Origin of the sequence: Alteromonas macleodii, from assembly GCF_903772925.1 — a bacterium.
In the GTDB taxonomy this organism is placed as follows: domain Bacteria; phylum Pseudomonadota; class Gammaproteobacteria; order Enterobacterales; family Alteromonadaceae; genus Alteromonas; species Alteromonas macleodii_A.
The window spans coordinates 1,432,255-1,458,000 of sequence record NZ_LR812090.1; the positions used below are offsets into that span (position 1 = coordinate 1,432,255).

General features: G+C 43.2%; 20 protein-coding genes. 7 read left to right on the forward strand and 13 right to left on the reverse strand.

Translation table 11 applies throughout. The annotated features are described in order from the left end of the window. Positions 1-165: 165 nt before the first annotated feature. Positions 166-780 carry a TetR/AcrR family transcriptional regulator gene (locus PCAR9_RS06245; protein WP_179982859.1) on the forward strand — a complete coding sequence of 205 codons (615 nt, stop codon included), beginning with the start codon at positions 166-168 and terminating at the stop codon, positions 778-780. 735 nt (positions 781-1,515) lie between these two features. Beyond that, positions 1,516-3,591: a TonB-dependent receptor gene (locus PCAR9_RS06250; RefSeq protein WP_179982860.1), complete on the forward strand. Its 2,076-nt coding sequence runs from the start codon at positions 1,516-1,518 to the stop codon at positions 3,589-3,591. A 214-nt stretch (positions 3,592-3,805) separates the two neighbouring features. Here PCAR9_RS06250 and PCAR9_RS06255 read toward each other — a convergent pair whose 3' ends face one another. From PCAR9_RS06255 to PCAR9_RS06285, 7 genes are all read right to left on the reverse strand, one after another. After that, positions 3,806-4,294, reverse strand: coding sequence for a GNAT family N-acetyltransferase (locus tag PCAR9_RS06255; RefSeq protein WP_179982861.1), 489 nt, complete (start codon positions 4,292-4,294; stop codon positions 3,806-3,808). 135 nt (positions 4,295-4,429) lie between these two features. Then, a complete protein-coding gene (locus PCAR9_RS06260; RefSeq protein WP_179982862.1) occupies positions 4,430-7,609 on the reverse strand; it encodes an efflux RND transporter permease subunit in 3,180 nt (1,059 codons plus the stop codon). Between the two features lie 9 nt (positions 7,610-7,618). Next, entirely contained in the window at positions 7,619-8,767 is a 1,149-nt protein-coding gene (locus PCAR9_RS06265) for an efflux RND transporter periplasmic adaptor subunit (protein WP_179982863.1), read from the reverse strand. Positions 8,768-8,886: 119 nt separating this feature from the next. Further along, entirely contained in the window at positions 8,887-10,020 is a 1,134-nt protein-coding gene (locus tag PCAR9_RS06270; RefSeq protein ID WP_179982864.1) for a GGDEF domain-containing protein, read from the reverse strand. Between the two features lie 2 nt (positions 10,021-10,022). After that, positions 10,023-10,634, reverse strand: coding sequence for a PqiC family protein (locus PCAR9_RS06275; RefSeq protein WP_179982865.1), 612 nt, complete (start codon positions 10,632-10,634; stop codon positions 10,023-10,025). Positions 10,635-10,865: 231 nt separating this feature from the next. Next, entirely contained in the window at positions 10,866-12,518 is a 1,653-nt protein-coding gene (gene pqiB / locus PCAR9_RS06280; RefSeq protein ID WP_179982866.1) for an intermembrane transport protein PqiB, read from the reverse strand. After that, positions 12,515-13,657: a paraquat-inducible protein A gene (locus tag PCAR9_RS06285; RefSeq protein WP_179982867.1), complete on the reverse strand. Its 1,143-nt coding sequence runs from the start codon at positions 13,655-13,657 to the stop codon at positions 12,515-12,517. Before PCAR9_RS06285 ends, pqiB begins: the two co-directional genes overlap by 4 nt. Before the next feature lie 162 nt (positions 13,658-13,819). Between PCAR9_RS06285 and PCAR9_RS06290 the strand changes: the two genes are divergently transcribed. Continuing rightward, positions 13,820-14,836: a hypothetical protein gene (locus tag PCAR9_RS06290; RefSeq protein ID WP_232091131.1), complete on the forward strand. Its 1,017-nt coding sequence runs from the start codon at positions 13,820-13,822 to the stop codon at positions 14,834-14,836. 110 nt (positions 14,837-14,946) lie between these two features. Here the strand turns inward: PCAR9_RS06290 and PCAR9_RS06295 are convergent, their stop codons facing one another. Together PCAR9_RS06295 and PCAR9_RS06300 are read right to left on the reverse strand one after the other, a co-directional pair. Continuing rightward, positions 14,947-15,624, reverse strand: a complete 678-nt coding sequence (locus tag PCAR9_RS06295) for a fibrobacter succinogenes major paralogous domain-containing protein (protein ID WP_179982868.1) — start codon at positions 15,622-15,624, stop codon at positions 14,947-14,949. Positions 15,625-15,680: 56 nt separating this feature from the next. Next, positions 15,681-16,631 (reverse strand): SDR family oxidoreductase, encoded by a 951-nt coding sequence (locus tag PCAR9_RS06300; protein WP_179982869.1) that lies wholly within the window; start codon positions 16,629-16,631, stop codon positions 15,681-15,683. Positions 16,632-16,834: 203 nt separating this feature from the next. Between PCAR9_RS06300 and PCAR9_RS06305 the strand changes: the two genes are divergently transcribed. Further along, a complete protein-coding gene (locus PCAR9_RS06305) occupies positions 16,835-17,734 on the forward strand; it encodes an AraC family transcriptional regulator (protein ID WP_179982870.1) in 900 nt (299 codons plus the stop codon). A 109-nt stretch (positions 17,735-17,843) separates the two neighbouring features. Here PCAR9_RS06305 and asnS read toward each other — a convergent pair whose 3' ends face one another. After that, complete coding sequence (asnS, locus tag PCAR9_RS06310; protein ID WP_179982871.1) at positions 17,844-19,241, reverse strand: asparagine--tRNA ligase; 1,398 nt, start codon at positions 19,239-19,241, stop codon at positions 17,844-17,846. Positions 19,242-19,697: 456 nt separating this feature from the next. Here asnS and PCAR9_RS06315 point away from each other — a divergent pair, with 456 nt between their 5' ends. Beyond that, entirely contained in the window at positions 19,698-20,075 is a 378-nt protein-coding gene (locus PCAR9_RS06315) for a hypothetical protein (RefSeq protein ID WP_420000789.1), read from the forward strand. Between the two features lie 123 nt (positions 20,076-20,198). On the opposite strand, the gene PCAR9_RS06320 is transcribed toward PCAR9_RS06315, so the two are convergent. Beyond that, the gene (locus tag PCAR9_RS06320) at positions 20,199-21,167 is read right to left on the reverse strand and encodes a calcium/sodium antiporter (protein WP_179982873.1); all 969 of its coding nucleotides are present in this window, start codon (positions 21,165-21,167) and stop codon (positions 20,199-20,201) included. Between the two features lie 250 nt (positions 21,168-21,417). Between PCAR9_RS06320 and PCAR9_RS06325 the strand changes: the two genes are divergently transcribed. Further along, positions 21,418-22,905 carry a RimK family ATP-grasp domain-containing protein gene (locus tag PCAR9_RS06325; RefSeq protein ID WP_179982874.1) on the forward strand — a complete coding sequence of 496 codons (1,488 nt, stop codon included), beginning with the start codon at positions 21,418-21,420 and terminating at the stop codon, positions 22,903-22,905. After that, positions 22,902-24,176 (forward strand): GNAT family N-acetyltransferase/peptidase C39 family protein, encoded by a 1,275-nt coding sequence (locus PCAR9_RS06330; protein ID WP_179982875.1) that lies wholly within the window; start codon positions 22,902-22,904, stop codon positions 24,174-24,176. The genes PCAR9_RS06325 and PCAR9_RS06330 overlap by 4 nt, the downstream gene beginning before the upstream one ends. Positions 24,177-24,221: 45 nt before the next feature. Here PCAR9_RS06330 and PCAR9_RS06335 read toward each other — a convergent pair whose 3' ends face one another. Both PCAR9_RS06335 and PCAR9_RS06340 read right to left on the reverse strand, forming a co-directional pair. Beyond that, positions 24,222-24,503 (reverse strand): hypothetical protein, encoded by a 282-nt coding sequence (locus PCAR9_RS06335; protein ID WP_179982876.1) that lies wholly within the window; start codon positions 24,501-24,503, stop codon positions 24,222-24,224. Between the two features lie 583 nt (positions 24,504-25,086). Next, a complete protein-coding gene (locus tag PCAR9_RS06340) occupies positions 25,087-25,608 on the reverse strand; it encodes a DUF2937 family protein (RefSeq protein ID WP_179982877.1) in 522 nt (173 codons plus the stop codon). Between the last annotated feature and the right edge of the window lie 138 nt (positions 25,609-25,746).

Below are 25,746 nucleotides of genomic sequence, written 5' to 3' on the forward strand. Positions count from 1 at the left end.
GTTAAGTAGTGACGCTTAAACTCAAGCGCGAATAAGCAGTTATTACCTAAAGTAAACTAGTGAGTGCATTTTAGTGCGGTCGCATTGAAAAGTAAACTGTTCGGTGTAAAATGGTTAATCGCAATAACCAGCAAGGCTAAGGGGATTTATTTTGAGAGTTTCGATATGGTAGGCAATACGAGAACGCGTAGCGATATAAAACGCGAAGCCATCATTCAGGCTGCTACTCAGGCCTTTCAAGAGTTTGGCGTAAACGGCACCAGCATGGATAAGCTGGCTGAACTGGCGAATGTGTCAAAGCGCACTGTGTATAACCATTTCTCTACCAAAGAAGAGTTGGTGATGCACTTGGTTACAGAGCAGTGGCAATCAGCAATTCTCAATATAAATAAAGAATACGATAGCGCGCTTCCGCTAGACGAACAGCTTGAAGACTTTATCTTACAAGACATAGAGTTTTTAGTGAGCGAGTCCCATTTAGACCTAGCTCGCGTGGCTATTGGCCATTTCTTTTACGAGCCAGATAAGCTAAAAGATGAAGTCGCACAGCTAAAAGCCCAAGAAACGGCAATGCATCGTTTCTTGAAAGATGCTAAAGCAGATAACAGACTCGCTTTTGATGATTTAGACCGGGTTGTTGAGGAAATTGACAGCTTAGTTAAAGGAAAGTGCTTTTGGCCTCAGCTTTTTAAAATTGAAGATACCTTGACCGATAATGACAAAAAAGATGTAGCGAAAAATACCGTCGCGCTCATCCTGAGCCGTTATGCTACGGCGTAGCGGCTGGCTTTTTCAAACGCTTTAAAGCCTACACGGGTTCTGAATACATAACTAATACATTACCCTAATGTGCCTCCAACCTAAGATCCATGCAATTTAATACCATTACGACCCAATCCCCTTATAGCGTCGTAACCGACCAGACCGTGCATTAAAAACGCCGATATCGTTATTCTTTTGCGTGCCAAACGGCATTCACCCATCACTTCATCGCTTAACACGTACACAGCACTATAAGTTCATTGTGCTCGACAGATTTTGAGTGAATTATTTGGCAGGCAAGCCAAACAGTGTTGAAACACAACAGCTGCTTTTAGATTTAAACGCTTAAAAATAGTGAAGCTCAAATCGCCGGTGCTAATGCGGCAAAGCCTGATAAATAAGGCAAGTTTTCAAAAATCCCCTTAATTAACCTTTTCTTAATCTTTCTGAGACAAAATTTGTGAATTTTTATTTTTTCTGTTTGATAAGCGTGCTGTTTAGCGTTTTTTTAGACTAAAGATTAAGAAAATTTATAAAGAGTTTTTAAATTTTGATGTATTTGCTCTCGTCATTTTGACATTTTTTCTATATTATCCAGACCACAAATAGCAACTATTATTATTTGCAATTGCAAAAGGAATGAAAAGTTAAGCGGTTTGGAAGAGCTAGCGACTTAAAAAAGTATTGCCGAATAATAAGGTTCTTGGTTGCCAACAAACACACAACACTTTGAAGAACACTTGGAGAGTAATTTTGAAATTCAAACTTACGAGTATTGCCACTGCGATAATGTTAAGCCCAGCTGTATTTGCTGCTGATATGGAAGACATTGAAAGACTGACGGTAGAAGGTAAATACCTTTCGGTTAACCAGTCTAACTCTATTAAGAGCCCAACGCCTATCCTCGATGTGCCGCAAAGCTTGTCAATTATCACCGCTGAAGAAATTACGGCTCGCGGTATTACAAGCATTGGACAAATTATTGACTACGCACCAGGTGTTAATACATCTCAAGGCGAAGGTCACCGCGATGCAGTGGTATTTCGTGGTGTACGTTCAACAGCCGACTTTTACTTAGACGGTAATCGCGACGACGTCCAGTACTATCGTGCGCTATACAACGTCGAACAAGTAGAGATTCTTCGTGGACCGAATGCATTGCTATTCGGCCGTGGCGGTACGGGCGGTATCCTAAACCGAGTATCTAAAAAAGCGAAAACGGGCGAAAAATTCGTAAACTACAACGTTTCTGCTAACACTTTTGGCGCTTACAACCTTCAACTAGATACCAACGTTGATACAGGGGATAAGTCTGCGCTTCGCATTAATGCAATGTATGAAAGCCTTGATAACCACCGTGACTTTTACGATGGCGACCGCTATGGTTTTAACCCAACTGCACGTTTTGAAGTAAGCGACGATACCATTGTTGATGTGTCATACGAATATATCGATCACGAGCGCTTCATTGACCGTGGTGTGCCAACGGCAAACGGTGAACCTGTAGAAGCATTTGAAGAAATAGTATTTGGCGACCCAGAAAATAACTACCAAACTCTAGGTGCCGACGTATTTCGCGCAAACGTTGAACACACGTTTTCTGACAGCTTAAAAGGTAACTTCAACGCCTTTTACGGTGACTACGACAAAGTTTACTCAAACTTTTACGCCGCGGCTTATGACGCTGACGCTGAAGTGGTAACCCTTGACGGTTATGTAGATACTACTCAGCGTGAAAACCTTATCTTGTCTTCAAACTTAGTAGGCGAGTTCGCAACTGGCAGTATTGAGCATACGGTTATCTTTGGTGGTGAGGTTATTAATACCAAGTCGAATCAAGACCGTTATAACCCTGTATTTGATTCTACAGATGGCGATAGAGAAGCGTTTAATGTAACACGCCCACTTAGTTTCAGAGGCCTAACTGGTACTAACTCAGTTGGCGAAACAGTTACTGCTACTTTTAGTGATGTAAACGACGATACACACGTAGACCTTGATGTTTACTCTTTCTACGTGCAAGACGAAATTGCACTATCAGAAAACTTCGACCTAGTGCTAGGCGCACGTTTTGATAGCTTCGATATTGAAGTGTTTAACGTTGTTGCAGCAGAAACACGCAGCAGAAAAGACGAAGAAGTATCGCCACGTGCGGGCCTTGTTTACAAGCCACAAGAGAATATCTCAATTTATGCAAGCTACAGCGAGTCATTCTTACCACGCAGTGGCGAGCAGTATGCGAATATCAACGGTGATGCTGACGCACTTGACCCAGATACTTTCACTAACCAAGAAATTGGTATTAAGTGGGACTTCAGTGAGAGCATGAGCTTTACGGCTGCTATCTTTGAAAATGAGCAAACGTCTCTTGATAACGACCCTAACGATGCAGAGAGCTTCATAGAAGTTGATTCAGATGTATCAGGTTTTGAGCTTCAGCTTCAAGGTTATATCACTGATAAGTGGTACGTTACTGCTAACTACAGCAACCTAGACGGCGAGAATGCAAGTGGCGTGGAGCTTCGTGAGCTACCTGAAAATACCATGTCAGTTTGGACAACTTATGAAGTAAATGAAGTATTTGGCTTCGGCATTGGCGCAACATACCAAGACGAAAGCAAGGTATCGACAAGCGCTACGTCACCTGTACTGCCAAGCTATACCCGTGTTGATGCATCGGCGTACTACACACTTAGCGACAAAACACGTCTTCAGCTAAACGTAGAAAACTTAACTGATACGCTTTACTTCCCTAATGCACACTCTACGCATCAGGTTACAGTTGGCGCACCAATCAACGCGCGTTTATCTCTGATTGGTTCTTTCTAAGTAAAACTGAAAGATTATCCATAGAATTTGAAAGCCATTCGTGAAAGCGAATGGCTTTTTTATTTTGCAGAAAAGTTTTTTAAGCTGCGCTGGCGTTATTAGCGTATTTGCAGCTAACACTGTTTTACCTTCATACTGTCTAAGTCAGCAAGTCAGCAAGTCAGCAAGTCAGCAAGTCAGCAAGTCAGCAAGTCAGCAAGTCAGCAAGTCAGGGTTAAGCCTGTTTTGCGAAGTCGATAAGAGTCTGTCCATCCATGCGATAGCCTAACCATTCACTCTTAGGTTTTGCGCCTAACGATTCATAGAAATCGATAGCTGGCTTATTCCAATCTAAAACACTCCACTCAAAACGGCCGCAGTCGTTTTCTACAGCTGTTTTTGCTAAATGTTGCAGCAGCGCTTTACCCGCACCTAGGCCACGAAATTTCGGTGAAACATAAAGATCTTCAAGATAAAGTCCGTTGCGACCTTGCCAGGTGGAATAATTAAAAAAGTACACTGCAAAGCCGATAGGTGTGCTGTTATTCTCGCAGATAACGCAATGAGCAGTGGCACCTTCGCCAAATAGTGTCTTTAGAAGCGCCGCTTCAGAGGCTTCTACTTCATGCTCAGCTTTTTCATAAATGGCAAGTTCTAGAATGAATTGGCGAATTTGTGAAATATCGTCAGGTGTTGCTGGTCTTATTGAAATTGCGTTATTCATAGTGTTTTCTCTTCAATAGGCTTGAAAAAAAATGAGCCTCGAAGGCTCATTTTTAAAAGTTAAGTGCGTTTCTAACACTAACTAGTGAACGGCTATATAGTGAGTGCTATCCGCTAGTCAGTTGTTAGTTAACTGCTAGTCAAGTGGGCCAGCAGGCTGAGGTGTATGTGCTTGATCCGTGTTATTGTTTTCGACTTCGCTACTAGATTTTCTGCGTAATACTTTTCTTTTTATGAACGAAAAAGGACCACGTAAATCTAGCAGTATTAAGTACAAACAAGGTACCAAGATGAGTGTTACTAAAGTAGCATAAAGCACCGCAAAGCCAAGCGCAGCCGCCATAGGTACCACAAATGCTGCCTGTAGGCTAGTTTCAAACATAATTGGCAATACGCCCGCAAATGTAGTGATTGAGGTTAACGTAATTGCCCTAAAGCGCGCGGTACCGGCCTCAGTTACCGCTTCTTTTATACTGTAGCCTTGTGCACGGCGCTGATTCACAAAGTCCGTCATAACCAGCGAGTCGTTGATAACAACCCCCGCTGCTGCAATAAGGCCAAAGTTAGACATCATAGATAGGTCTAGGCCTAGTACAAAGTGGCCGAACACTGCACCTGTAAAGCTAAATGGAATAACCGACATAATGATAAGCGGTTGCCCATAACTTTTTAGCGGAACAGCTAAAAGGATATACACCATGATCATGGCCGCTAAGAAGAAGAGTATTTGCTCGTTTTGCTGTGCTTGCTGCTCTTCAATATCACCGCCAAGTTCAGTCATGACCGATGGGAACGACTCTTTAAGCTGAGGCAGTAGTTTGTCTTGAATTTCAGTGACAACCTCGTTAGGTTCAACTTTTTCCTCATCAATGTTGCCCCAGATATAAACGCTGCGATAACCACCTTCACGACGAATGTAGCTAATCCCAGGCTTTTCTTCTAAAGCAACCACGTCACCAAGCATTACTTCTTGGCCGTTAGGCGTTTTAATTAAAGAGTACTTCAAGTCAGCAAAACGTTCGCGGGTAAGTTCAGGATAGCGAACCATGACCCTAACTTCTTCACCGTTGCGGATAACACGCTGTGCTTCGCCGCCGTAAAAGCCCGCACCAACCTGAGAGGCGATATTAGAAAGGGTAAGCCCCAAATCGTAGGCAACCGGAAGTAGGGTCATTTGTACTTCTTTGCTCGGTGGGTCGATAGTTGAGCTTACGTCAAACAGGCCTTCTTGCTGCTGCAGCATTTCAATGAACTTAAGGCCTGCCGCATTTAAGGTGTCAATGTCTGGGCCAAATAGTAGATAACCGAATTCACCGTCGTCACCGTCACCGTTTACATCATCAACTACGGTAAAAGACTTCATACCGGTAATTTCAGGAATGGCTTCGCGCCAACGTCGGGCAAGCTCAAAGGTGTCGATAGGGCGGTCTTCTTCATTAACCAGTGGTGTAAGTATGCGCCCTTCATTGCTGTCTTCGTTAAAGGCGAGTCGGTCGCGAATCATGCCTTGGCCAAATTCATCAATGATCTGCTCTTCAACATCAAGAATGGTTTGCTCAACAATTTTAAGCGCATTGATAGTGGCTAGATCAGAAACGTTTTCGTTCATCTCTATTTTTACGCTAGGGAAGTCGTGAGGCACTTTAGGGTTTGGCACCATGCGCACATAGTTCGCGCCAATCAGGCCCATGCTAAGCATTAACATAGCCACGAACATCATAAGTACTGCCCAGCGCCATTCAATGGCTTTCGTAACAGTGCGCTTGTACGGGCCATTAACAAAAGCAAAGAAGCCTTTGTTAAAGCGTGCACGCCAGCTATCTTGCCTTACGGGTGAGAATTTCGTGTGGGCTAAATGCGCGGGCAAGATTAGTTTTGACTCAATTAAACTAAATACCAAACACAAAATAACTACCACAGCGATGTTATAGAAGAACGCACCTTCAGGGCCACTGCTCAGTGTAAATGGAGCAAATACCGCGATGGTAGTTAACACACCAAAGGTAGCTGGGGTAGCCACGCGTTTAGCGCCGCGAACCACGTTATCAACGCCGCCACCCTTGCTTTCAATTTCGGTGTAGGCACTTTCCCCAATAACAATGGCGTCATCAACCACGATGCCCAGCACCATAATGAACGCAAAGAGCGAAAGAATATTAATGCTTACACCGAAAACCGGCATAAGCATCATTGCACCTAAGAAACACACCGGTAGGCCGACCATAACCCATAGCGCTAAACGAAAGCGCAAGAAAAGGGTAAGCATAAACGCGACGAGTACAGACCCTTGAACAAGGTTCGATAACATCATGTCTAAGCGTGCGTTAAGGTAGTAGGTCATATCCACTAAAACTTCCAGGCTGACGCCCTGAGGAAGGGTCTCATTTCTCTGGTCGATGTAGGCTTTAACCGTTTCAGCTACAGGAATAGTGTTTTGGGTTTTAGTGGCTTTAACGGCGATGTAGATGGCGTTCATGCCGTTGTACTTAAAGTAACGTTCACCCTCAACAAATCCATCATTGATATAGGCAACATCGCCTAAGGTTACTTTTGCGCCACCAGTGCCAATTTTAATTGGGATTTGTTTGAACTCGTCGCCGCTGTAGTATTGATTTTCAACGCGAACTGACACTATTCCTGAATTAGTTCTTAGCTGGCCTGCAGAGATATTTGCTGAATAACTATTAATGGCTTGGGTAACATCGGCAATGGTTAAGCCGTACTTTCTTAGCGTATCGGGCTTAATTTCAATAGCAATTTCATCATCGGGCGTATTGGCTTCCACCAAGGAAATAGAGCCAAGCTGAAGTAGTTCATCTTCTACTTCTTTAGCTAGCACTTTTAGCTCTGATAAAGGCAAGTCGCCAACAATCGGCATTTCGATAACTTGCTGCTGGAACTCTACTTGCGAAACGTTAACAGGCTCCATGCCGGCTGGAAAGGTAGCAATACTGTCTACGCGAAGCTTAACCTTGTCTAAAACGTCAGTCAGTTCAGCTTTAGTATCAATTTCCAAGGTGACTGCGCCGCCACCCCGAAATGCTCTAGATACAGTACGCTTAATTTCAGTGATGTCTTTTACCGCTTCCTCAACTTTGATGAAGATACTTTCTTCAATTTCTTGCGGAGAAGCGCCAGGGTAGTTGGCTTCAACGGTAATATAATTAATTTCGATGTTAGGAAACATCTGACGCTGAATAGTAAAGTAGCTGGCTATACCCATGACAATAATGAAGAACATCAGAAGGTTGGCCGCTACAGAGTTTCTTGCAAACCAAGAAATAATGCCGCTTTGCGTATTGTTATGATTTTCCATGACAGCTCCTTAGTTAGCTTGTGCTGTCACAATTTCAGTCGTAGTCTCAATAACCTTAACCGGCATGCCGTTTTGCGGGTATTCAGGCAGACTCATTACCACTTTTTTCGCGTCGAAATCACCTTGTATGAGGAAGTCGCCATTTTCTTCACGGACAACCACAACTTTATGAGATTTCAATCGGTCTTCATCGTCAAGAGTCCACAGCATGCGATTGGTTACCAATTCCTGTGGTACACGGTATACGTCACTCAACGTTTTACCTTCAAAAGCTATGGTGCTGTATGAACCAAATTTAACAATAGGTTTGGTTGAGTTAATTGAGTAAGGGTCTTCGATACGCGCTACGAAATAGCTCATACGTGTGGTGTTATCTACCACACCAGTATCTCTGTGAATGGTGCCTTTAACAGTAGCGCCCTGAACATCGTCAACTTCTATCGCAATTTCACTACCTATTGTGTTTTCTGAAAGAAAAACACGGTCAAAACCAGCAATAGGGAAAGTGGCTTCGGCGTACTCTATATTATTGAGAACCGCAACAGGGGAGCCTTGTGTAACATAGTCACCGGTGCTGATGTCTCTTGATACGATAAGTGCATCGTAAGGCGCTTTCACCTTGCAGTTATCTAAATCACGTTTTGCTATTTTGAGCTGGGCTTCGGCTGATTTAACGCCAGCTTTTGCGCTCATAACTTGCGGTTTGCGAAGGTATAGGTCGGTTACCCGTGCGTTCGGCATTGTTTTCGCTTCTTTGGCGGCCACTTCTGCCTGTGCTTCTTCTTGAATAAGCTGTGCTTGGGCGCTTGCAAGGTTTGCTTCTGCTAATAATAGGGCCGCTTCATAGGCATCGGCTTCTATTTCAAACAGGGTTTCGCCACGCCTGACTAAACCACCGCTTACAAACTTGGGGTTCCACCTCTCGACTTCACCCGATACTTGCGCAGCAAGATTCGTGCTCTCAAGTGGCATGATTTCGCCATAAGAAGTCAGTTGAACGCGCACATCCTCTGGCGATAACGCTTCAATAGTGACGGTTGGGCGAGTATCAACCTCTTCGGTAATCGCACTGTCGGAAGCAGAAGCTTCGATTCCTTTCATACCTAAATAGCCTACTAGTAAGACACCAATAGGTAACGCAACTTTCATCCATTTCATGGCTAAATCTACTTTTATAGCGAATACTTTACATAGTGTAGCGCTAAAGTGTTTCAGGAATACAGCGCAAATGTAACGAAACATGAGTCAATTTTGCGTAAAGGACACAAAATTATTGATTACCGTACTTTTAAAGGCGGTGAGCTAGATAAAGGTGACGAGCTTATAGAGGAAGAGGCACATACACGATTACGACCGTTATCTTTTGCGACATAAAGCGCTTGGTCTGCACGACGTATAGCACTTGAGATATCTGTATCAATTGTGACTTCACTTACGCCAAAGCTACTGGTGACGTGGATCTTACTGCCATCTATATTCAATGGGGCCTTGCTGAGTACTTCTTTTATACTTTCTAATGCGTTCACCGCACCGGCTTCGTCGGTATCGGCAAAGATGAACATAAATTCTTCACCGCCCCATCGCGCGAGTATATCTTGCGCGCGAAGCCGAGAGCTAAAGATTTTAGCAATTTGTCGAAGCACCTTATCGCCTTGTTCGTGACCAAGGGTATCGTTTATGCTTTTGAATCTATCTACATCGGCAATGGCAACAGAGAAAGGACGTTTACTGCGTAGCATTCTTGCGTATTCTCTGTCTAAGCACTGCTGGGCACCACGTCGATTCAACAAATTCGTTAAATGGTCGTGTTTAGCTTGTCTCTCAAATTGTTCACTGAGGTAGAGTGCGGTGTCGTAACTTTTTTGTCTGCTGTATTCGTAAAAAGCAGATAAAAAAGACACGGTTAGAAAGGAGTAGAGTAGGCGAGTTTTAAACGCATAGGTGTAGTTGGCAACAAAGGCTGCATCGTTAAACCCAAATAGAAGGATTGCGCAGGTAATTGTAAAGGCGATAAGAGCCAGTAGGCCGCGAACAAAACCAGCGAAAAACATAGTAACCGGTGGAACCAGGTACATCCAAAGTGGGCCAGTGTTGTCTTTACCACCAGTAATGATCAAAAGTAACGTTAGTACCATCAAACAGCTTATTAGTAGCGTAATAGACCATGTGCGAGCGCTAGCTGAAGAAAAGCGTACCTGTAACTGCTGCGAGACGGCAAAAACAACACTCGCAATATAAAGCGTTGTAGATAGCGAATACTCCGCGTCGATTAAGGCACGAGTTCCAAGCAAAAACGTAATAGACATACCAACGGCGGCAAACAAGTTGACCACAATAATGCGCCTGTTAGTTTCGTCTTTATGGTGGCTTTTTACGCCACTGAATACGTATTGCTTTAACCGGCTGAGCATAATTAGCTTTGTTGGTTAATCGTTGTATTCATATCTACCGCCAGCTTTTCTATCGCTGACCTCATGGCTTTTATGCTGGATGCAAAGCCATCGTTGCTAAGCGGAGCCTTGAACGTAAATGAGTGAATGCTGGCTGCTTCTGAAGCACGCGAAACTGCGTATTGCCCGGAAAATATTACTTCACCTTCGTATGTGCTGACAAAATCATTGATGTATAAAGATATATGCGGTGCTTCTTCACTTGCGTAATGGCCGGGGCGAACAAGCGCTACATTATTCGCTTTTAAAGCACTAGCGAGGGCTTTAGTAAGCCCTTCATCTACGGGTTCTGCCCATAAATGGCTGGTAGAAATGTGAAGATTAGTGTCGCTGGTTTGATACACCAAGCCTCTATGCTTTAGATACTCTGGCAATGTTACTTTATCTAAAACGATGCTTTGTTTCGCCTCGCCTTCTAAAACAGAAGCACCGTTCGTTGCGTGAAGTAAGTAATAAGTCAGTGCATTAGGGGCGCTACTGCATGCAGATAAAAAAGAAAACAATACAGCTAAAATAATGATTTTTAGCGATTTGTTATCCTTATTGAAAGAAAAAGTCTTAACCTGCATTATCATATAATTTAATCCTTTCTTCCCTGTTTACGGGTACGCTACCTTGAGTATCGGGTAGGTTTTGCAATCTTTCCAAAAATAAAGTGTAGGGTATATGCCCAATTAGTAGAATTAGGGCATATCTTGTCTATCTTCAGACTTATTCATTTACACTATTCATTTTACTATTCATTTTTTGCGCCAGGCTGAATATTTTGCGTACAGTTTTGTGAGGCAGCATCTTAAATAGTCACATCAATTCTTTGCCTTGGGCTGAATATCTGCCTCGTCATCTTTGGAAAATATCAAGCTGTTCGGAGACTGATTTAATTGCAAAAGCAACGGCTGAATATTGCGCATGGTTTCTTGTAAGGCATCGACGGTTTCTTTAATTTCAGATTGATTAAAGCCACCCTCACTGTAATTTTTCAGCAGGCTATCGAGGCTCACAAGAACCTGATTAAGGTTACTGTTAAGGGCTTTGGCATCAATATCTGCAATAAGTAAATCGAAGTCGTCACTCGCGGTTTCTACTGATTCTGCCGCTAGACGCATATCTTCAACGGCTAACTGTACGTTCTCAACCATTTCTTTAAGGGGTAGCTGGTTAATTTTATCTAAGATCGCATCAGCTTTTTGTGTCAACTGAGTAAACTCGTTACTTACGGTAGGAATTACTTCATAACCGTTAATGACGGCGATTTCATTGCCTGCGTCGGCGTCAGGAACATGCTGTAAGTCTACGTAAAGACCACCGGTCAAAACATTACCCATGCGAAGTGAAGCCCTGAGATCTCGGTGCAGCCAATTTCTAATGGTCTGCTTTATGGCACTTAGCCCTTCTTCGGTATCAGGTTGTCGCGCCTTCCCTGGGTAGATGTTGATGAGCACTGGAATAGGGTAGTCCCTTTCCAGAATGTTTCCTTCAACAGCAGGGAACGAGTTAATTGCTGTGACGTTACCAATCTCAATGCCTCGATATTCAACGGGGGCTCCGACAGTGAGCCCTCTCACACTTTCATCGATGAGCAAAAGATATTCAGCTGCCACTTTAAAACGAGCATCTGAGGCAGAGGTACTGTCGCCATAAATAGTAAAAAAGGCGTTGTCTAATACCTGTTCACCCTTTGGTACGCCTTCAGGAATGCCAAAGGTAATGCCATTGGCTAATAAGGTTTCTAAACTTCCGGTTTCTACACTGACCCCATTTGATTCAAGTAGAAGTTTTACGCCACTGACATCCCAAAAGCGGGTCGTGTTAGTAATTAGCTTGTGGTAGGGCGCTTCAATGAATGCGTCGTAATATACGACACGTTCTTCAATGTTAAATGTGGCATCTTCAAACTCGCCAACTTTAAAACCCTTGTAGATGATGGGGTCGCCAGGTTTATAGGCAAACTCGTCGTCGCTTTTGAGCATAACGTGAAGGCCAGGGGTACCAGGCGGCGTAACGGGTGGGCGCTCAAGCGCAGTGAAATGCAGCTGCTCTTTGCCTTTGTCGTCAGCCGACATCGCAATATAACTACCAGATAAAAGGGTATTGAGCCCAGATACTTCCGAAAAACTAATACGAGGAGCTACCACCCAGAATTTTGCATTTTCATTGAGCAGGTGGGTCGCACTAGCATCAATTCTAGCCGTAACAAGTACACCGTTTAAGTCGGGGTTCAGTGTTATTTTCTTTACCTGACCAATGTCTAAGTCGCGCACTTTTATTGGGGTTTTGTTTACTTCAATACCCGAAGCTGATTGAAGTTCAATGGTTATAAGTGGGCCTTGGTTTTTCCATTGGTAATAAACCATCCAGCCACCAATAACGATAACAAGAATTGGAATAATCCAAATGCGAGAGACTGATGAAGTGGGCTTAACTTTTGCCTCGTTAATGTTGGGATCGTTTGTGGTCATGGTAATTGTTTCCACTGCTGCCAAATAAGCCTCGAATCAAATGTCATCGCGGCTATCATTGTTACAAATACTACGGCGCAAAAGGCGAGTGCCGCTTGGCCCGGATAAATAGACATAGTGTTTCCCATCTGTATGAGAGACACCAGTACTGCTACCACAAAAACGTCTATCATCGACCAGCGACCTATTGCCTCGGTAATGCGGTAGTAACGTATACGTAATTGTTTTGAAGTGGTTTTCTCTCGCTGTACGGAAAAATTAAGCCAAGCAAGAATTAATATTTTCGCAACCGGAACAACCACGCTGGCAATTAAGATGATTATCGCAACCGGATACGAGCCAGATTCCCAAAGTGAAATAACACCGCCAATAATGGTATTTGGTGTTTCTTGACCAAAAAATTCAGTATACATAATTGGCAGCATATTAGCAGGAATATATAAAATACAAGCGGTTAACAATAATGCCCATGTGCGCTGAATACTCACTTGCGCTTGTTTTTCGCATAGGGGTTTGGGTTGTGGAGGCTGACCTTGTGACATCCACAAGGCATAACTTGTCGTGTCGAACTGATATATACAAAGGGCAGTAAATGCTGAAAAGCCGACAAACGCATAAAACGACAGCCCTATAGATACATCGGCTAACTCGGTTATTTTAATTAGACTGACCAAGGTTCCTACTAGAAATATCTCAGCCATGCTCCATGGCAAAAGCGCTTTAACCAGCTTATACAGTCTAGCCAAGTAAAAGGGGCGACGGTTTTGTATTTGAGCTAAAGAAAGCAGTAACAAGCCAGCGAGGACCATTCCGGGTAGTAATAGCGTGGCTAAACTGGTTATTATCGCAAGGGATAAGTAGTCATTTTCAATAAGCACGGTAATGCCCGTTGGCAAGTCGATACTATGCTTCTGCCCGCTCGCTTTAAATGTCAAAAAGTTAAAGGGTAACGAGAGCAATAAAAAAATAAGCGCGCTGAAAGCATAAGCGAGTAGCTTTTCGCTGGCACCGACGCGATACGAAACTAACGTGTGGCTGCAAACAGGGCAAACTGCTCTTTGTCTGTGCGCTAGCGCGGGTATGTGAACCTTAGTATGGCATTGCTCACAAACTATAGATAACGTATTAGATTCAGCCATAAAATTTTATTGCGCCACTTTTTATACACTGGATGTATGATAGAGAGTAGCTTGATGAAATAACTCGTTGTTTTTTGAATTCAACAGAATAGCGTATTGCGGCCACATCGGGAAGTAAAGTCATTCGTGTTCAGAAACATAACAACAATAATTGACGATTAAATGATGGAAACAACAAACGAAATTCGTGGTACCTACAGAAAAGTTAAAAAACAAGGAAATCGCTTATTGCTAAAAAGGCGCATTGGCTTTTTGCGCTTTTGGGGAAGTATCACTTTTGCTCAGCGTTGCTACTTTCTGGCAACTGCAATGCTTTTATTACAGCTTTTTTTTGATGTTAAAAGTGGCTTGTTTGAAACGATCATGTTTGGCTTTGCCCTTAGTGGTATTGTAAGTGAAACTTGGCCAAGGTTTATGGCGCTATGGAATAGTTTACCGGGTAAAGCGGTAATTCTGTTTGTCTATGCCGTTATCGCCAATTTTGCTCTCGCTTCTGCTAGCGGGTTAGTAAACAACATAACCGGTGTTTCCGCAGGTGCGCTGCCCTACAGCCACAATTTCGCGCTCATACTTATGGTGCCAAGTTGGTTCTTTGTCACCACGTTAATGGCACTCGTTGGCGGAATGCTAGTTATTTTTATTTATCTGTTTTTTCTACTACTACTCAAGCCCTTTGGTGTGCAAAAACTGTGGCATAAGCCTGGTTATCGCTATGTTTTGTCTACCGCTGTGGCGCGGTTTGTTTGGACATTAGGTGTAGCGCTTCAGCTTAGCGTATTAGCAGGGCAAGTAGGGCTACTTTCCGAGTTTAGTGCTGAAAGCACAAGCCAGCTGATCACAATCGAAAACGAGACAGAAACGTCGATTGAGGACAGTGAGGTTCTACTCAATGACAAACAAGCGGAAGATACTTCTGAACTGGAAGACGATTTAACCGCGCTTATCACCGACGCCAAGGAAAAAAGTATTCGCTATAAAAAGGCACAACGCCAAGCGTTGGCTAGCTTTATCTATGAGTTTGAAGCGGATTCACGTTCGCGCTGTGCTCACCCTGAAGGAACGCGCGTCATCGAGCTTAATGATTACGAGATATTACAAATAGCGCAAACGCCCGAAGATGAAATTGGCTACACGTATACAGTAGAGCCTTGTCGTTCAGCTGCTATTGGGCTCGATTAAAGGGCCTGCTTTTTTCGTTCATAGTTTGCAGGGCCATCGCCGGTTTAGATTAAATGTACAAATGGCGATACCTTGATTACGCTTTAAGAGTATCTGCCGTGAGTATATAGCTACTTGGCATCTCGTACACAACGAACGCTAGACATATAGTCTTTGTTAAGCTTAGCTCTTCTAATTTCGCCCTTATGTGAGTTCCACCACGAATAGGCGAGGGTGCGAGCGTACGCCTCTTTATCAGTGGCGCTAGTACTTGTCCAAAACTCGGTGTACATGCCTTGCGTGATATACCAGTTGCCTATTTTTACACCTGCTGGCATAGCGCCAAAGTGAGATTGATTAACTTTAGCCTGATCAAACTCTTTAAATAGAGTATCAGGCTGTTCTGCTTTTAAAGTAATAGCAATATCATTATTTCCGCGCCAGCCCTCTTTCGAAAGCTCGCTTTGTGCTATACCAATAGCGCGTTCCATACTTTGCCAATCTTCATCGGTAGCTATACGCCATCCACTAGGATACAGCTTTCGCTGGTCATTTACGTCTTGCCAATGATAAAGCCTTCCATATTTAAGTAGGTTCTTTTTGTCATCTTTTGGAATAAACCCTGATGCAACAGGGCTTCCATCTTGAAATTGGGTAGCTCTTAGGTTCTCTGCAAACCATTCAAGTTTACCTATTTTAACGGTTTTATAGCGATTACCTTCTAAATCTTGAAAAGTACTCACAGTGTTTTCAATTTCTTTGCTTGTGCCATTAATCGAAGCAGGCTCTGCGGGCGTAGATGTCATCATAAAAAATCCTAAGAATAAGGCAGCACTTATCATGTTGTGAAAACTCAATTTAGCAGCTAAAACGACCAGGCAAAGCCTGTTGCTTCTTCTGACACGGCCCAAAGCTTTGTTAGCACTTTTTTGTCTACGACAAAATCCTCTAATTTACATTCTCCAACGGGACCGCCAAAATTCATTAGACCCGTTGGACCATAATAGGCACGCTGTTTAATTTTATCTTCGGTGGCACACATCACTTCAGGGTAGGCGCCTTTCTCTGCAGATTGAGCCAAGCCTATTTTCACCATAAAAGACCAAGAAATGCGTGTTAAAAAGCTAGCGCTTTCTCGTATAAGAGTAGTGTTCGAAGCGCCGGGGTGACACACAAATACCTTCACTTGCTTGTTATGTGCTTTTACTTTGTCTTGAAGCTCGTACGCAAACATCATTTGCGCCAGTTTACTCTGACTGTATACCTTATTGGGGTTGTAATTTTTGTCCCAGTTCATGTCGTCAAACTGCATGGTTCTTAGCCCCATTTTGTGTCCTTCACTGGCAACGACTACAATGCTTCCCTTCGATTCATTAATACGATCGAATAACAAACCGCACAGTAAAAAGTGCCCGTAGTGGTTAACGCCTAATTGACTTTCAAAGCCATCTTCAGTGAATTGTTGCGTTGAAATCTGCGCAATAGCAGCATTACAAATCAGCGCGTCAATCACTGGAACGCGCGTTAGAATTTCTTTAGCTGATTGTCTCACAGCATTAAGGCTGCTTAGGTCAAGGCGTATATAGCTGACATTGGCATCGTCGCCAAACTCTTGTTTTAGCGTAGCGATAGCGTCATGGGATTTGCTCGGGCTTCGGTTCAGCATGACTACTTTCGCACCTTTTGAAAGCAAAATTCGTGTTGCTTCATACCCCGCGCCCGTATTTGCGCCTGTTATTAAAAATGTCTTATCTTTTGCGTTTTCAATACGCGAAGGCGTCCACCCGCCTTTTCCAAATTGATTGCTCTTTGCCATCTGCTTAGCACCTTCTGTCACTAAAATTTGTATATTTGTAATATAATGACTATTGCTTCGCTTAAGTAGGCGATAAGCTCTTTAAAATTTTCCTATTCGTATCACTTTGTTGTTTTGAGTGAAATTTGTTGCTAGATTGCAAAACGAAAAACAGAGTAAAGCACGTAACGTAAATAAATGGTGAGGTAGTGGTTTAAAACGCTATGAACAAAGCACTAATAAAGCAATTAATTGAAGATAAAGTGGAAAGCAGCGGTTTATACGATACCGGGATCGATGGTGTTCAACTTTTTAAAATAACACAGCCCATCGAATGTGGCCCTGTGGTGTACGAACCGTCACTAACCGCTATTGTTTACGGTGGAAAGGAAGCTATTTTAAATGGAGAAAAGCACACGTTTAATACCAGTAAATACACGTGCTGCACTATGTCTATGCCTGTAGAAGCGGGTATTCCCGACGCTTCGGAAGATAGTCCTCTATTGGGTGTATATATTTCATTAAATAGCAGAATGATGACTGATTTAGCCATAGAGTTTGAAAGTGTAGGCGGTAATTTTCGTCAATCGTCAGCTTCGTCTGTACCCTCGGGTATTGCTTCTGCACATTGGGATGCTAATTTCACCGAAGCTTTATACCGCTTACTTCTGCTCACCGATAACGCTACCGATATAGCTATGTTATCGAGTGCACGCTTACGTGAACTGTATTACTCGGTATTGAAAGGGGAGGCTGGTAACACAGTAAGAGGTAGCTTTGGGTTAGGTAACGCCATAGGGCGCGCTATTGAATACCTGGCCTCCCATGTGGCTGAGAATGTCACTATTGACGATATGGCGAGCAAGGTTGGAATGAGTAAGGCTGTATTTCATCGTAAGTTTAAGCAAGCCACCAATATGTCGCCTATCCAGTTTGTAAAATCGATGAGATTAAACAACGCGGCAAAACGTATAGCTGACGGCACAAATGTAAGTGTTGCAGCGATGGATGTCGGCTATGTAAGCTCATCGCAATTTAGCCGAGATTTTAAGCGAATGTATGGCTTGTCGCCGAAGCAATGGGAAAAAGAGAATAAAGCTAGAGCCGCGACTATGTTGCAGTAGTTTAGTCAAAATGAGTTTCTGAATTAAAGCACATAGGCGATGGAGAAATAAAAAAGCTCGCGACAGTAGACTGTTGCGAGCTTTCGTTTCATTAGTACAGCAACACTGCTTAGAAGCTAGCGTTACCTGGTGTACGTGGGAATGGGATAACGTCACGTACGTTTTGCATGCCGGTTACGTATGCAACAAGACGTTCGAAACCTAGACCGAAACCTGAGTGAGGTACAGTGCCGTAGCGGCGAAGGTCGCGATACCATGCGTAATCTTCTTTAGATAGTCCCATTTCATCAAGACGAGCGTCGAATACATCTAAACGTTCTTCACGCTGTGAACCACCGATAATTTCGCCGATACCTGGCGCTAGCACGTCCATTGCTGCAACGGTTTTGCCGTCATCGTTAATACGCATGTAGAAGGCTTTAATATCTTTTGGATAGTTCTGCATGATGATTGGTGCACCAACATGCTCTTCGGCAAGGTAACGCTCATGCTCAGAAGACAAATCAATACCCCATTCAACCGGGAATTCGAATTTCTTGCCGCAATTTTGAAGAATTTCAATAGCGTCGGTGTAATCCATGCGAACGAAGTCAGAGCTAACTAGCTTTTCTAAACGCTCAACCGCATCTTTTTTGATGCGCTGGGCGAAGAATGCCATATCATCAGGCAATTCTTCTAGTACCGCTTTACACACATACTTCAGCATGTCTTCAGCAAGCTGTGCTACGTCTTTTAATTCAGCAAACGCCACTTCAGGTTCAATCATCCAGAACTCGGCAAGGTGACGAGAGGTATTTGAGTTCTCTGCACGGAACGTAGGTCCGAAGGTGTATACCTTAGACATAGCCGTACAGTATGTTTCAACGTTAAGCTGACCTGATACTGTTAGGTAAGTTTCTTTACCGAAGAAATCTTCTGAGTAATCAACGTTGCCTTTATCGTCTAGTGGAAGGTTCATCATATCAAGTGTTGATACGCGGAACATTTCACCTGCACCTTCTGTATCGCTAGCCGTAAGAATTGGGGTAGAGATCCAGTAGTAGCCCTTTTCGTGGAAGAAGCGATGGATAGCTTGAGATAAACAGTTACGTACACGGGTGACCGCACCAATAACATTAGTACGCGGGCGCAGGTGTGCGTATTCACGTAGATATTCTATGCTGTGGCGCTTTGCCGCCATTGGGTAGGTATCAGGGTTTTCAACCAAACCTACAATTTCTACCTCGGTAGCATCAATTTCTAGTGATTGCCCTTGGCCTTGCGATTCTTTCACTGTACCGGTTACCGACAATGAGCAACCAGCAGTAAGGCGCTGGATATCGGCGTAATTTGACAGAGAATTTAGCGCAATAACTTGTACAGGATCGAAGCAACTACCATCGTGTAGTGCAATAAATGATAACCCCGCTTTAGAGTCGCGGCGTGTTCTTACCCAACCCTTAACGGTTACCGATTCGCCAACGGCGTACTTACCTTTAAGCACGTCAACTACGGGCGCATGCGTCATGTTAATTTCTCCGTCTTACTGATCTTATGTTGTTGCTCGAATACGCATCGAGTGTATCAACCCAGTGCAATAAACTATGTATGAAAAATTGCACTAAAATTTGCTTTATGGTCAATGTTTTGGATTGCTGTGCCGATAAGTGTTTAATGTCGGTAAAATGCACTTTGAAGTAATGGTTAACTTCTTTATGTCATTTATGTATCGCGAATTATAGAAATAAATATAAATAACGAGATACACCGAACGGAATTCGCTTCGGCGATGTAAAAATAACCAATGAAATACAATCCAATAGCACGCTAGTATACCCAACATAAAGCGGGATGCCAGAGAACAGAGTGACAAATGGGAAATAAAAATGATTCAGGCACGTCGGTACGTAACCAGCAGCAAACGCAGGGGGAATCGCAACGGGCGTCACAATCCTCTGCAACTGGCGATATTGATAGGCGTTCTATGACCTATGAGCAACTAGCTGAACGGCGTTCGACACCGCGCTCACAGACACCCTTTTATAAGGTAATGCTTGGCCTCAACGTGTTCGGTTGGGTGGGAATGGTGGTGGTTCTTATATTGTTTCACTACGCTAGGCCCGACTTCATCAGTGGCGTTCAGCAGTATTGGGGAATAGAAGGGGACTCGTCTTGGTCTGAAGGTCATTTGTCTGCCATGACTATTATGCTGCAGGTATGTTTAATAGTAAGCCTTGTCAGCATTGTCATGCGTGCAAGACGCAATCGTCGACGCACAGACTCCTTCGGCGTAAACCTTATAATTTTGTTTGCTATTGCGGCAATTAGTTTGATTACTCTTGCTACTACGCTGGGGTTATAGCGCAGGTTAACTAACGAAATTAATAGCGATAAGATCAAAAAAGCTTGGCACTTTACGTCAGTAGAGCAGCCAAGCTTTTTGTTGTCAGTTAACTATTTTTACTTACGTTCTACAACTCGCGGCTTATATAAATGCTGCCTGAACTAACCAGTAGGTATAAGCAATGTAGGCAAGCACAAATGCTCCACCTTCTAGACGATTAAGACGACCTTGACGTTTAATACCGATACAGAAAATGAAAAGTGCCACGGTAGAGACAAACATAACCATAGCGTCACGGTATAAGAACTCAGCCCCTACTGTCATAGGTTGTATCGTCCCTGCAATACCCACAACGGTTAGGGTATTAAACATATTAGAGCCAATCACATTACCAATCGCTAAATCATGCTCGCCTTTTTTAACTGCCATTAATGATGAAGCGAGTTCGGGTAGTGATGTACCAATGGCTATCACCGTAAGCCCGATAATCGTATCACTTACACCAAAGAAGGTTGCGTATTCCACTGCGCCCCACACAAGCATGCGAGAGCTTGCAACAAGTAGTAACAAACCGGCAATCAGCCATATAACATGGGTTTTAACCGTGCCTTCGTTGCTGTTGATTTCTTCGTCGTATTCTTCTGCGAGGGCGTCTTTATCGCCTTTCATTGCATGATAGATACTCCATGAAATCAGCAGTACAAATAGTCCTAGCAAAGAAAACGCATCATCTTTGGAAACCGTTAAATCCCATACCTGCCACACAGCAAAAAAAGTGATACCCAGTAATACGGGCAATTCTTTTTTGATAATTTCCGATCTGACCGCAATAGGGCTAATGACGGCGGTTAAGCCTAAAATTAGCAAAATGTTTGCGATATTCGAGCCGTAGGCATTTCCCAACGCAATGCCCGAGTTGCCCTGATACGCAGCGAAGATGGAGACGATGATTTCAGGAGCCGACGTACCAAACCCAATAATAAGCATACCTATTAATAGGGGGGAAACACCAAAATGATTAGCGACTGATGCGGCGCCACCCACAAATTTTCCTGCACTCCAAAGCAGTACTGGTAAACCGATTAGAATAGCCAGACTGGCTAGTAACATACTTACTCCTCAAACCATTTGTATCGTTCCGCCCATTTCTATTTATAGGCAAAATTAATAAACAAAAGCTGTATCAATAGATTTAATTGTACATCAGTTTTAATTGTCATTTCGATGAAAAAAAGGCGTGCAGATTGTGCTATGCAAAATGAAAGTTAGGCGTAAACTTCGCGCCTAAATAACTGTGTACGCTATTTGAACAGCGCAGTTTAGTTGTTAACCGTCTTACCATTTTTTAGAAGCGACATTAATGCACAACACCTTGATTGTTACTGATGATGTTACCCCTTTTCGTAACTCTTCATTAACCGTACTTACTTTTCAAGAATATCTTGCTGAATTCCCAAAGTTAAACGAACCCAAAACCCGGGTTATCAATATTTGCGATACCACGCGATATTTGAGCGAGGGCTATTACTGTTCGCTGCTGGCTCAGGCGCGTAACCATTCGGTATTGCCATCAGTAAATACCGTTAATGATTTACGTATGGCCGAAGAGAAAAGTGTCGATCGCATCGCTTTTTCCTTACAGGTATCTCAAGACAACACTGAAATTAAAAATGAACCTATATTAGTACTTTTCGGTGAAGTGAAAGATCAGCGCTTTAAACGTTTGGCCCGCCAAGCGTTCGAAAAATATCCGTATCCGATATTGATGTTAAGCCTTGTGGTTACCGATAAAAGTGTTTTGCCCAAAACGAAGGGTAAAGCGCAAATTGAAGGCTTTGCCACGTTGCAGGCGAGAGCATTTAAAGATTTAGATGCAGTGCAGCAAGAACACTTCATTCAGCAGCTTGAAGTACACACAAAAATACAGTGGAAAGCAGGTAAAGCAAGTAAGCGCACGCGTTGGGATATGGCCATTTTGGTTAACCCTGAAGAGAGCACGCCGCCTAGTGATGAACGCGCCATTAAAAGTTTTGTGAAAGCAGCTGAAAAAGTGGGTTTTCGCGCAGATGTGGTGAGTCGCCTGTCGCAAGAAGAATTGGGGCACTATGATGCATTGTTCATTCGTGAAACCACGGCGATTGACCATCATACTTACCGTTTAGCGCGTGCCGCAGAGCGAGAAGGCATAGTGGTTATGGACGATACGCAGTCAATTCTGCGCTGCTGTAACAAAGTGTACCTGCAGGACGCGTTTGCTTATCAGAAAGTACCGGCGCCGAAAGCCACGTTTGTATCGAGCGCTACCGATGAAGTATGCGAAAAACTAATGGCTGACTTTGGTTTGCCGCTTGTTTTAAAACTGCCAGAGAGCTCGTTTTCACGCGGCGTGCACAAGGCTGAAAATAAAGATGCGCTAAAGACGCGTTTAGAACAAATGCTGGCTGAATCGGCGCTTGTTCTGGTTCAGGAATATATATTCACTGAATTCGACTGGCGAATTGGTGTTTTAGGTGGTAAACCTATCTACGCTTGCCAGTATTTTATGGTGCGCAACCATTGGCAGATATACAACCATCAGGGAGATAGATTCTCTTCGGGCGGTTTTACCACAATGCCCACATTTGAAGTTCCCAAGCCGGTACTACAAGCCGCTATAAAGGCCGCGAAAGCCGTGGGTAATGGTCTGTACGGTGTCGATATTAAGCAGACCGGAAATGCTGTTTATGTTATTGAAGTAAACGACAACCCAAGTATCGACTCGGGAGTCGAAGATAAATATTTAGGCAAAGAACTGTACGAATTGATTATGCAGGAATTTGCTAACAGGCTGGAGCAAAGAGGGCGATGATTACATCGGCTGAGCGAGTAACTGAAGTAAATAGTGGAAGTCCATCGAAAACCGTAAATAGCGCACCTGATCTTACAGAGAATGCGATGATGGCTGAACCTACAAAAGATGTCGGTGTGTCTTCAACGCAGTCCAATGTAGTGCTACGTGTGGCGACATTACAAGATCTTGCTTTACTTCAGCATATCGAGCAAACCTGTTTTACCACCGACAGGTTAAGTAAAAGCCGTTTCAAATTTTACATTGATGCCCAGCACGCAGAGCTTATTGTGGCCGAACGTGCACCCTCGAGTTTAGGCTCAAACCTTGACCAAAATAATCAAGGTTTAAATAGCATAGTAGGCTATGGACTGTTGCTACTGCGACGCGGGACACAACTTACTAGGCTGTATTCTATTGCGGTTCTGCCGGAAGCGCGAGGGCTTGGCGTTGCTGAAAAGCTTATACATAGCTTGGGGGAGCGGGCGCTTTTGCGGGGAAAGCGATTTATGCGCTTGGAAGTGGCAGTAGGTAATGCTGGCGCCATTGCTCTGTATAAAAAATTAGGGTTTAGTCAATTTGGTATGTATACCGATTACTACGACGATCACACTGACGCATTACGTATGCAAAAAGTATTGGTGCCGAGTAAGTCAGTTAAGCCAGAGGTTTATCCGTGGTACCAACAGACGACTGATTTTACCTGCGGTCCATCAGCATTAATGATGGCAATGTGTGCATTGAACAATCGCTATGAAATGACCCAAGAGAAAGAACTGTCGTTGTGGCGTACTGCTACCACTATATTTATGATGTCAGGTCATGGCGGTTGCCACCCGGTAGGATTAGCGCTCGCCGCGGTAAACGAAGGTTATGCAGCGAAAGTGCTCATTAATCAGGATGTCCCGCTTTTTGTTGATGGCGTTAGAAATACTGACAAGAAAGCGATAGTCGAAAATGTTGAATCGCAGTTTATGGCAGAGGCACGTAAGAAAGGCATTGCCGTTGCAATATCAGACTGGCCTATGGATGTTATTGACCAAACCCTTAAAGCTGGCGGAGCAGTATTATGCCTAATCAGTACATACGCATTTGATAAGAAAAAGGTGCCCCATTGGGTAGCAATAACTAGCTGCGATCCTCACTGTTACTATCTGCACGATCCAGATGCGAGCGACGGGCAGCCTGTTGAATATCAACACATTCCGGTTGCCCGCGAAGACTTTCTAAGACTTGCCAGCTATGGCACGCGTAAAGTAAGAACATTGGTGCTCCTTAAAAAGAAAAAGTAACACGATTCTTGTTATGGCCTCAGGCATGAAAAAGTGCCAGGGGCCTTAGTGATGCACTCGTGTAACATTAACCTTTTTATTCAATGTTTTGAGCTGCTTTACTAACTGAGATAGCTCTTTCACCGAACCTGAATAATCAATGTGTTTATTCATTTCCTGGCCTTTTACTGCACTCTTATATAGCGCTTCACTTTCAAAGCATGCAGTTTGTTTGTTTAACGTGTTCCATTCCGCTTCTAGATCGCTTGGGATGCAATGACGTTTAGCAATAATTTTGTCTTTTATTTGCAACACTTTTCCGATCAATAATTGAGCATCTGTAGGCATAATGGTATCTCCTTTGCAATTTATTTAGGTAAGTCGCTGATATTTGGTTTTTTACCTTTCGCTAGAAAAAATAAACCAATTGTTTGCATCTTACTGTTGAATAAAGAGTTGCATTATTGATGCCACGTTCAATAAAAAGGTGAGAATCCTTTTTCTGCGCGCTTGTAAGTTTGGAAATACCGTCTCAGCTCTTAAACTGCGCTCTTAAAAGACATGAGCAAAGCATCTTTATAATTTCAAAATGCTGAATAAATAGATTTCGACAGAGAGCTAAAACAAGGGATTTATTCTCTTAACCGAATTTAAGAAGAAATGTTTACCCGTAAAATTATCGGGACTTCGAAGAAAAATGTTTTTGCCGAACCTGCTCTAGTTTTAAGCTGGTGGTGTGGCTGGCGCCATTTATCAAAAACTTATTGATAATTCGCATTATTTCTAAAGCGAATGTTTTCTTAGCACCACGATTGAAAAATTGTGAAAAGCCGTTTTTTTCAGAAAGTACTGAATAAGCTTCTTTAGTAAGTTTGTCCATGCGCCTATTCGACTTTGGTCGTTTTGCCAAAGTACAGTTCTGATTGACTCGCTATTTATAAGAATAGCGTTTGGGTTTGTCCTTGATTTTCTTAACCTGACAATAGCAAAAATGCGGTGTCCAAATTAATAAATTAAGCAAAATAGCGGTAATAAGGCTAAAGACGATTGAGGAGGGGGTTAGCGGTACGGATGGACTAAAATTGTCGAGTACTCGATTTAGCGTGCTGTATTGAGAAGGCGAGGCCATAAACACTAGTTTTTCGAAATAGTGGCCGTGCTCAAGTTTTCTCATACCCTGCTCCAATGTAGTGATCTGGGCAAAGCGACTTGCTTTCATAGACGCATTCTCACGCACTACCGGCTCGCTATTTTTCTGTAAGCTGTCGAGCATAGCTTCCACAGAAGAAAATCCATGTTGTTTAGCGAGTACAGAAGAACTGGATACTTCATCTCTTAGTGCATCGTAGTAGCCATTCAAATATTGGCGATAGTGATCAGCTAAAATAGGTACCTGCAATGTAATAATGAATAAAACTGCAAAGACCACTTTATCAAGAACACGCACTACCATTAAAAACTCGCTATAAAATAATCAGTATTGTCGACTCATTAGTGACCCGCCTAATCGTTGACTTCTAACATCCGTTTATAGAAGCCTTTTAACGCTAGGGGCTCTCGACATTAATTCATCTCATATGACAAAAAGTAA

Excerpts from the sequence above, each read along its gene's own strand:
- PCAR9_RS06270 (WP_179982864.1), bottom strand. The coding sequence starts at position 10,020 with ATGCTCAGCCGGTTAAAGCAATACGTATTCAGTGGCGTAAAAAGCCAC.
- PCAR9_RS06290 (WP_232091131.1), top strand. The coding sequence starts at position 13,820 with ATGATGGAAACAACAAACGAAATTCGTGGTACCTACAGAAAAGTTAAA.
- PCAR9_RS06330 (WP_179982875.1), top strand. The coding sequence starts at position 22,902 with ATGATTACATCGGCTGAGCGAGTAACTGAAGTAAATAGTGGAAGTCCA.
- PCAR9_RS06325 (WP_179982874.1), top strand. The coding sequence starts at position 21,418 with ATGCACAACACCTTGATTGTTACTGATGATGTTACCCCTTTTCGTAAC.
- asnS (WP_179982871.1), bottom strand. The coding sequence starts at position 19,241 with ATGACGCATGCGCCCGTAGTTGACGTGCTTAAAGGTAAGTACGCCGTT.
- PCAR9_RS06285 (WP_179982867.1), bottom strand. The coding sequence starts at position 13,657 with ATGGCTGAATCTAATACGTTATCTATAGTTTGTGAGCAATGCCATACT.
- PCAR9_RS06315 (WP_420000789.1), top strand. The coding sequence starts at position 19,698 with ATGACCTATGAGCAACTAGCTGAACGGCGTTCGACACCGCGCTCACAG.
- PCAR9_RS06260 (WP_179982862.1), bottom strand. The coding sequence starts at position 7,609 with ATGGAAAATCATAACAATACGCAAAGCGGCATTATTTCTTGGTTTGCA.
- PCAR9_RS06335 (WP_179982876.1), bottom strand. The coding sequence starts at position 24,503 with ATGCCTACAGATGCTCAATTATTGATCGGAAAAGTGTTGCAAATAAAA.
- PCAR9_RS06340 (WP_179982877.1), bottom strand. The coding sequence starts at position 25,608 with ATGGTAGTGCGTGTTCTTGATAAAGTGGTCTTTGCAGTTTTATTCATT.
- PCAR9_RS06320 (WP_179982873.1), bottom strand. The coding sequence starts at position 21,167 with ATGTTACTAGCCAGTCTGGCTATTCTAATCGGTTTACCAGTACTGCTT.
- PCAR9_RS06255 (WP_179982861.1), bottom strand. The coding sequence starts at position 4,294 with ATGAATAACGCAATTTCAATAAGACCAGCAACACCTGACGATATTTCA.
- PCAR9_RS06300 (WP_179982869.1), bottom strand. The coding sequence starts at position 16,631 with ATGGCAAAGAGCAATCAATTTGGAAAAGGCGGGTGGACGCCTTCGCGT.
- PCAR9_RS06305 (WP_179982870.1), top strand. The coding sequence starts at position 16,835 with ATGAACAAAGCACTAATAAAGCAATTAATTGAAGATAAAGTGGAAAGC.
- PCAR9_RS06245 (WP_179982859.1), top strand. The coding sequence starts at position 166 with ATGGTAGGCAATACGAGAACGCGTAGCGATATAAAACGCGAAGCCATC.
- PCAR9_RS06275 (WP_179982865.1), bottom strand. The coding sequence starts at position 10,634 with ATGATAATGCAGGTTAAGACTTTTTCTTTCAATAAGGATAACAAATCG.
- PCAR9_RS06295 (WP_179982868.1), bottom strand. The coding sequence starts at position 15,624 with ATGATGACATCTACGCCCGCAGAGCCTGCTTCGATTAATGGCACAAGC.
- PCAR9_RS06265 (WP_179982863.1), bottom strand. The coding sequence starts at position 8,767 with ATGAAATGGATGAAAGTTGCGTTACCTATTGGTGTCTTACTAGTAGGC.
- pqiB (WP_179982866.1), bottom strand. The coding sequence starts at position 12,518 with ATGACCACAAACGATCCCAACATTAACGAGGCAAAAGTTAAGCCCACT.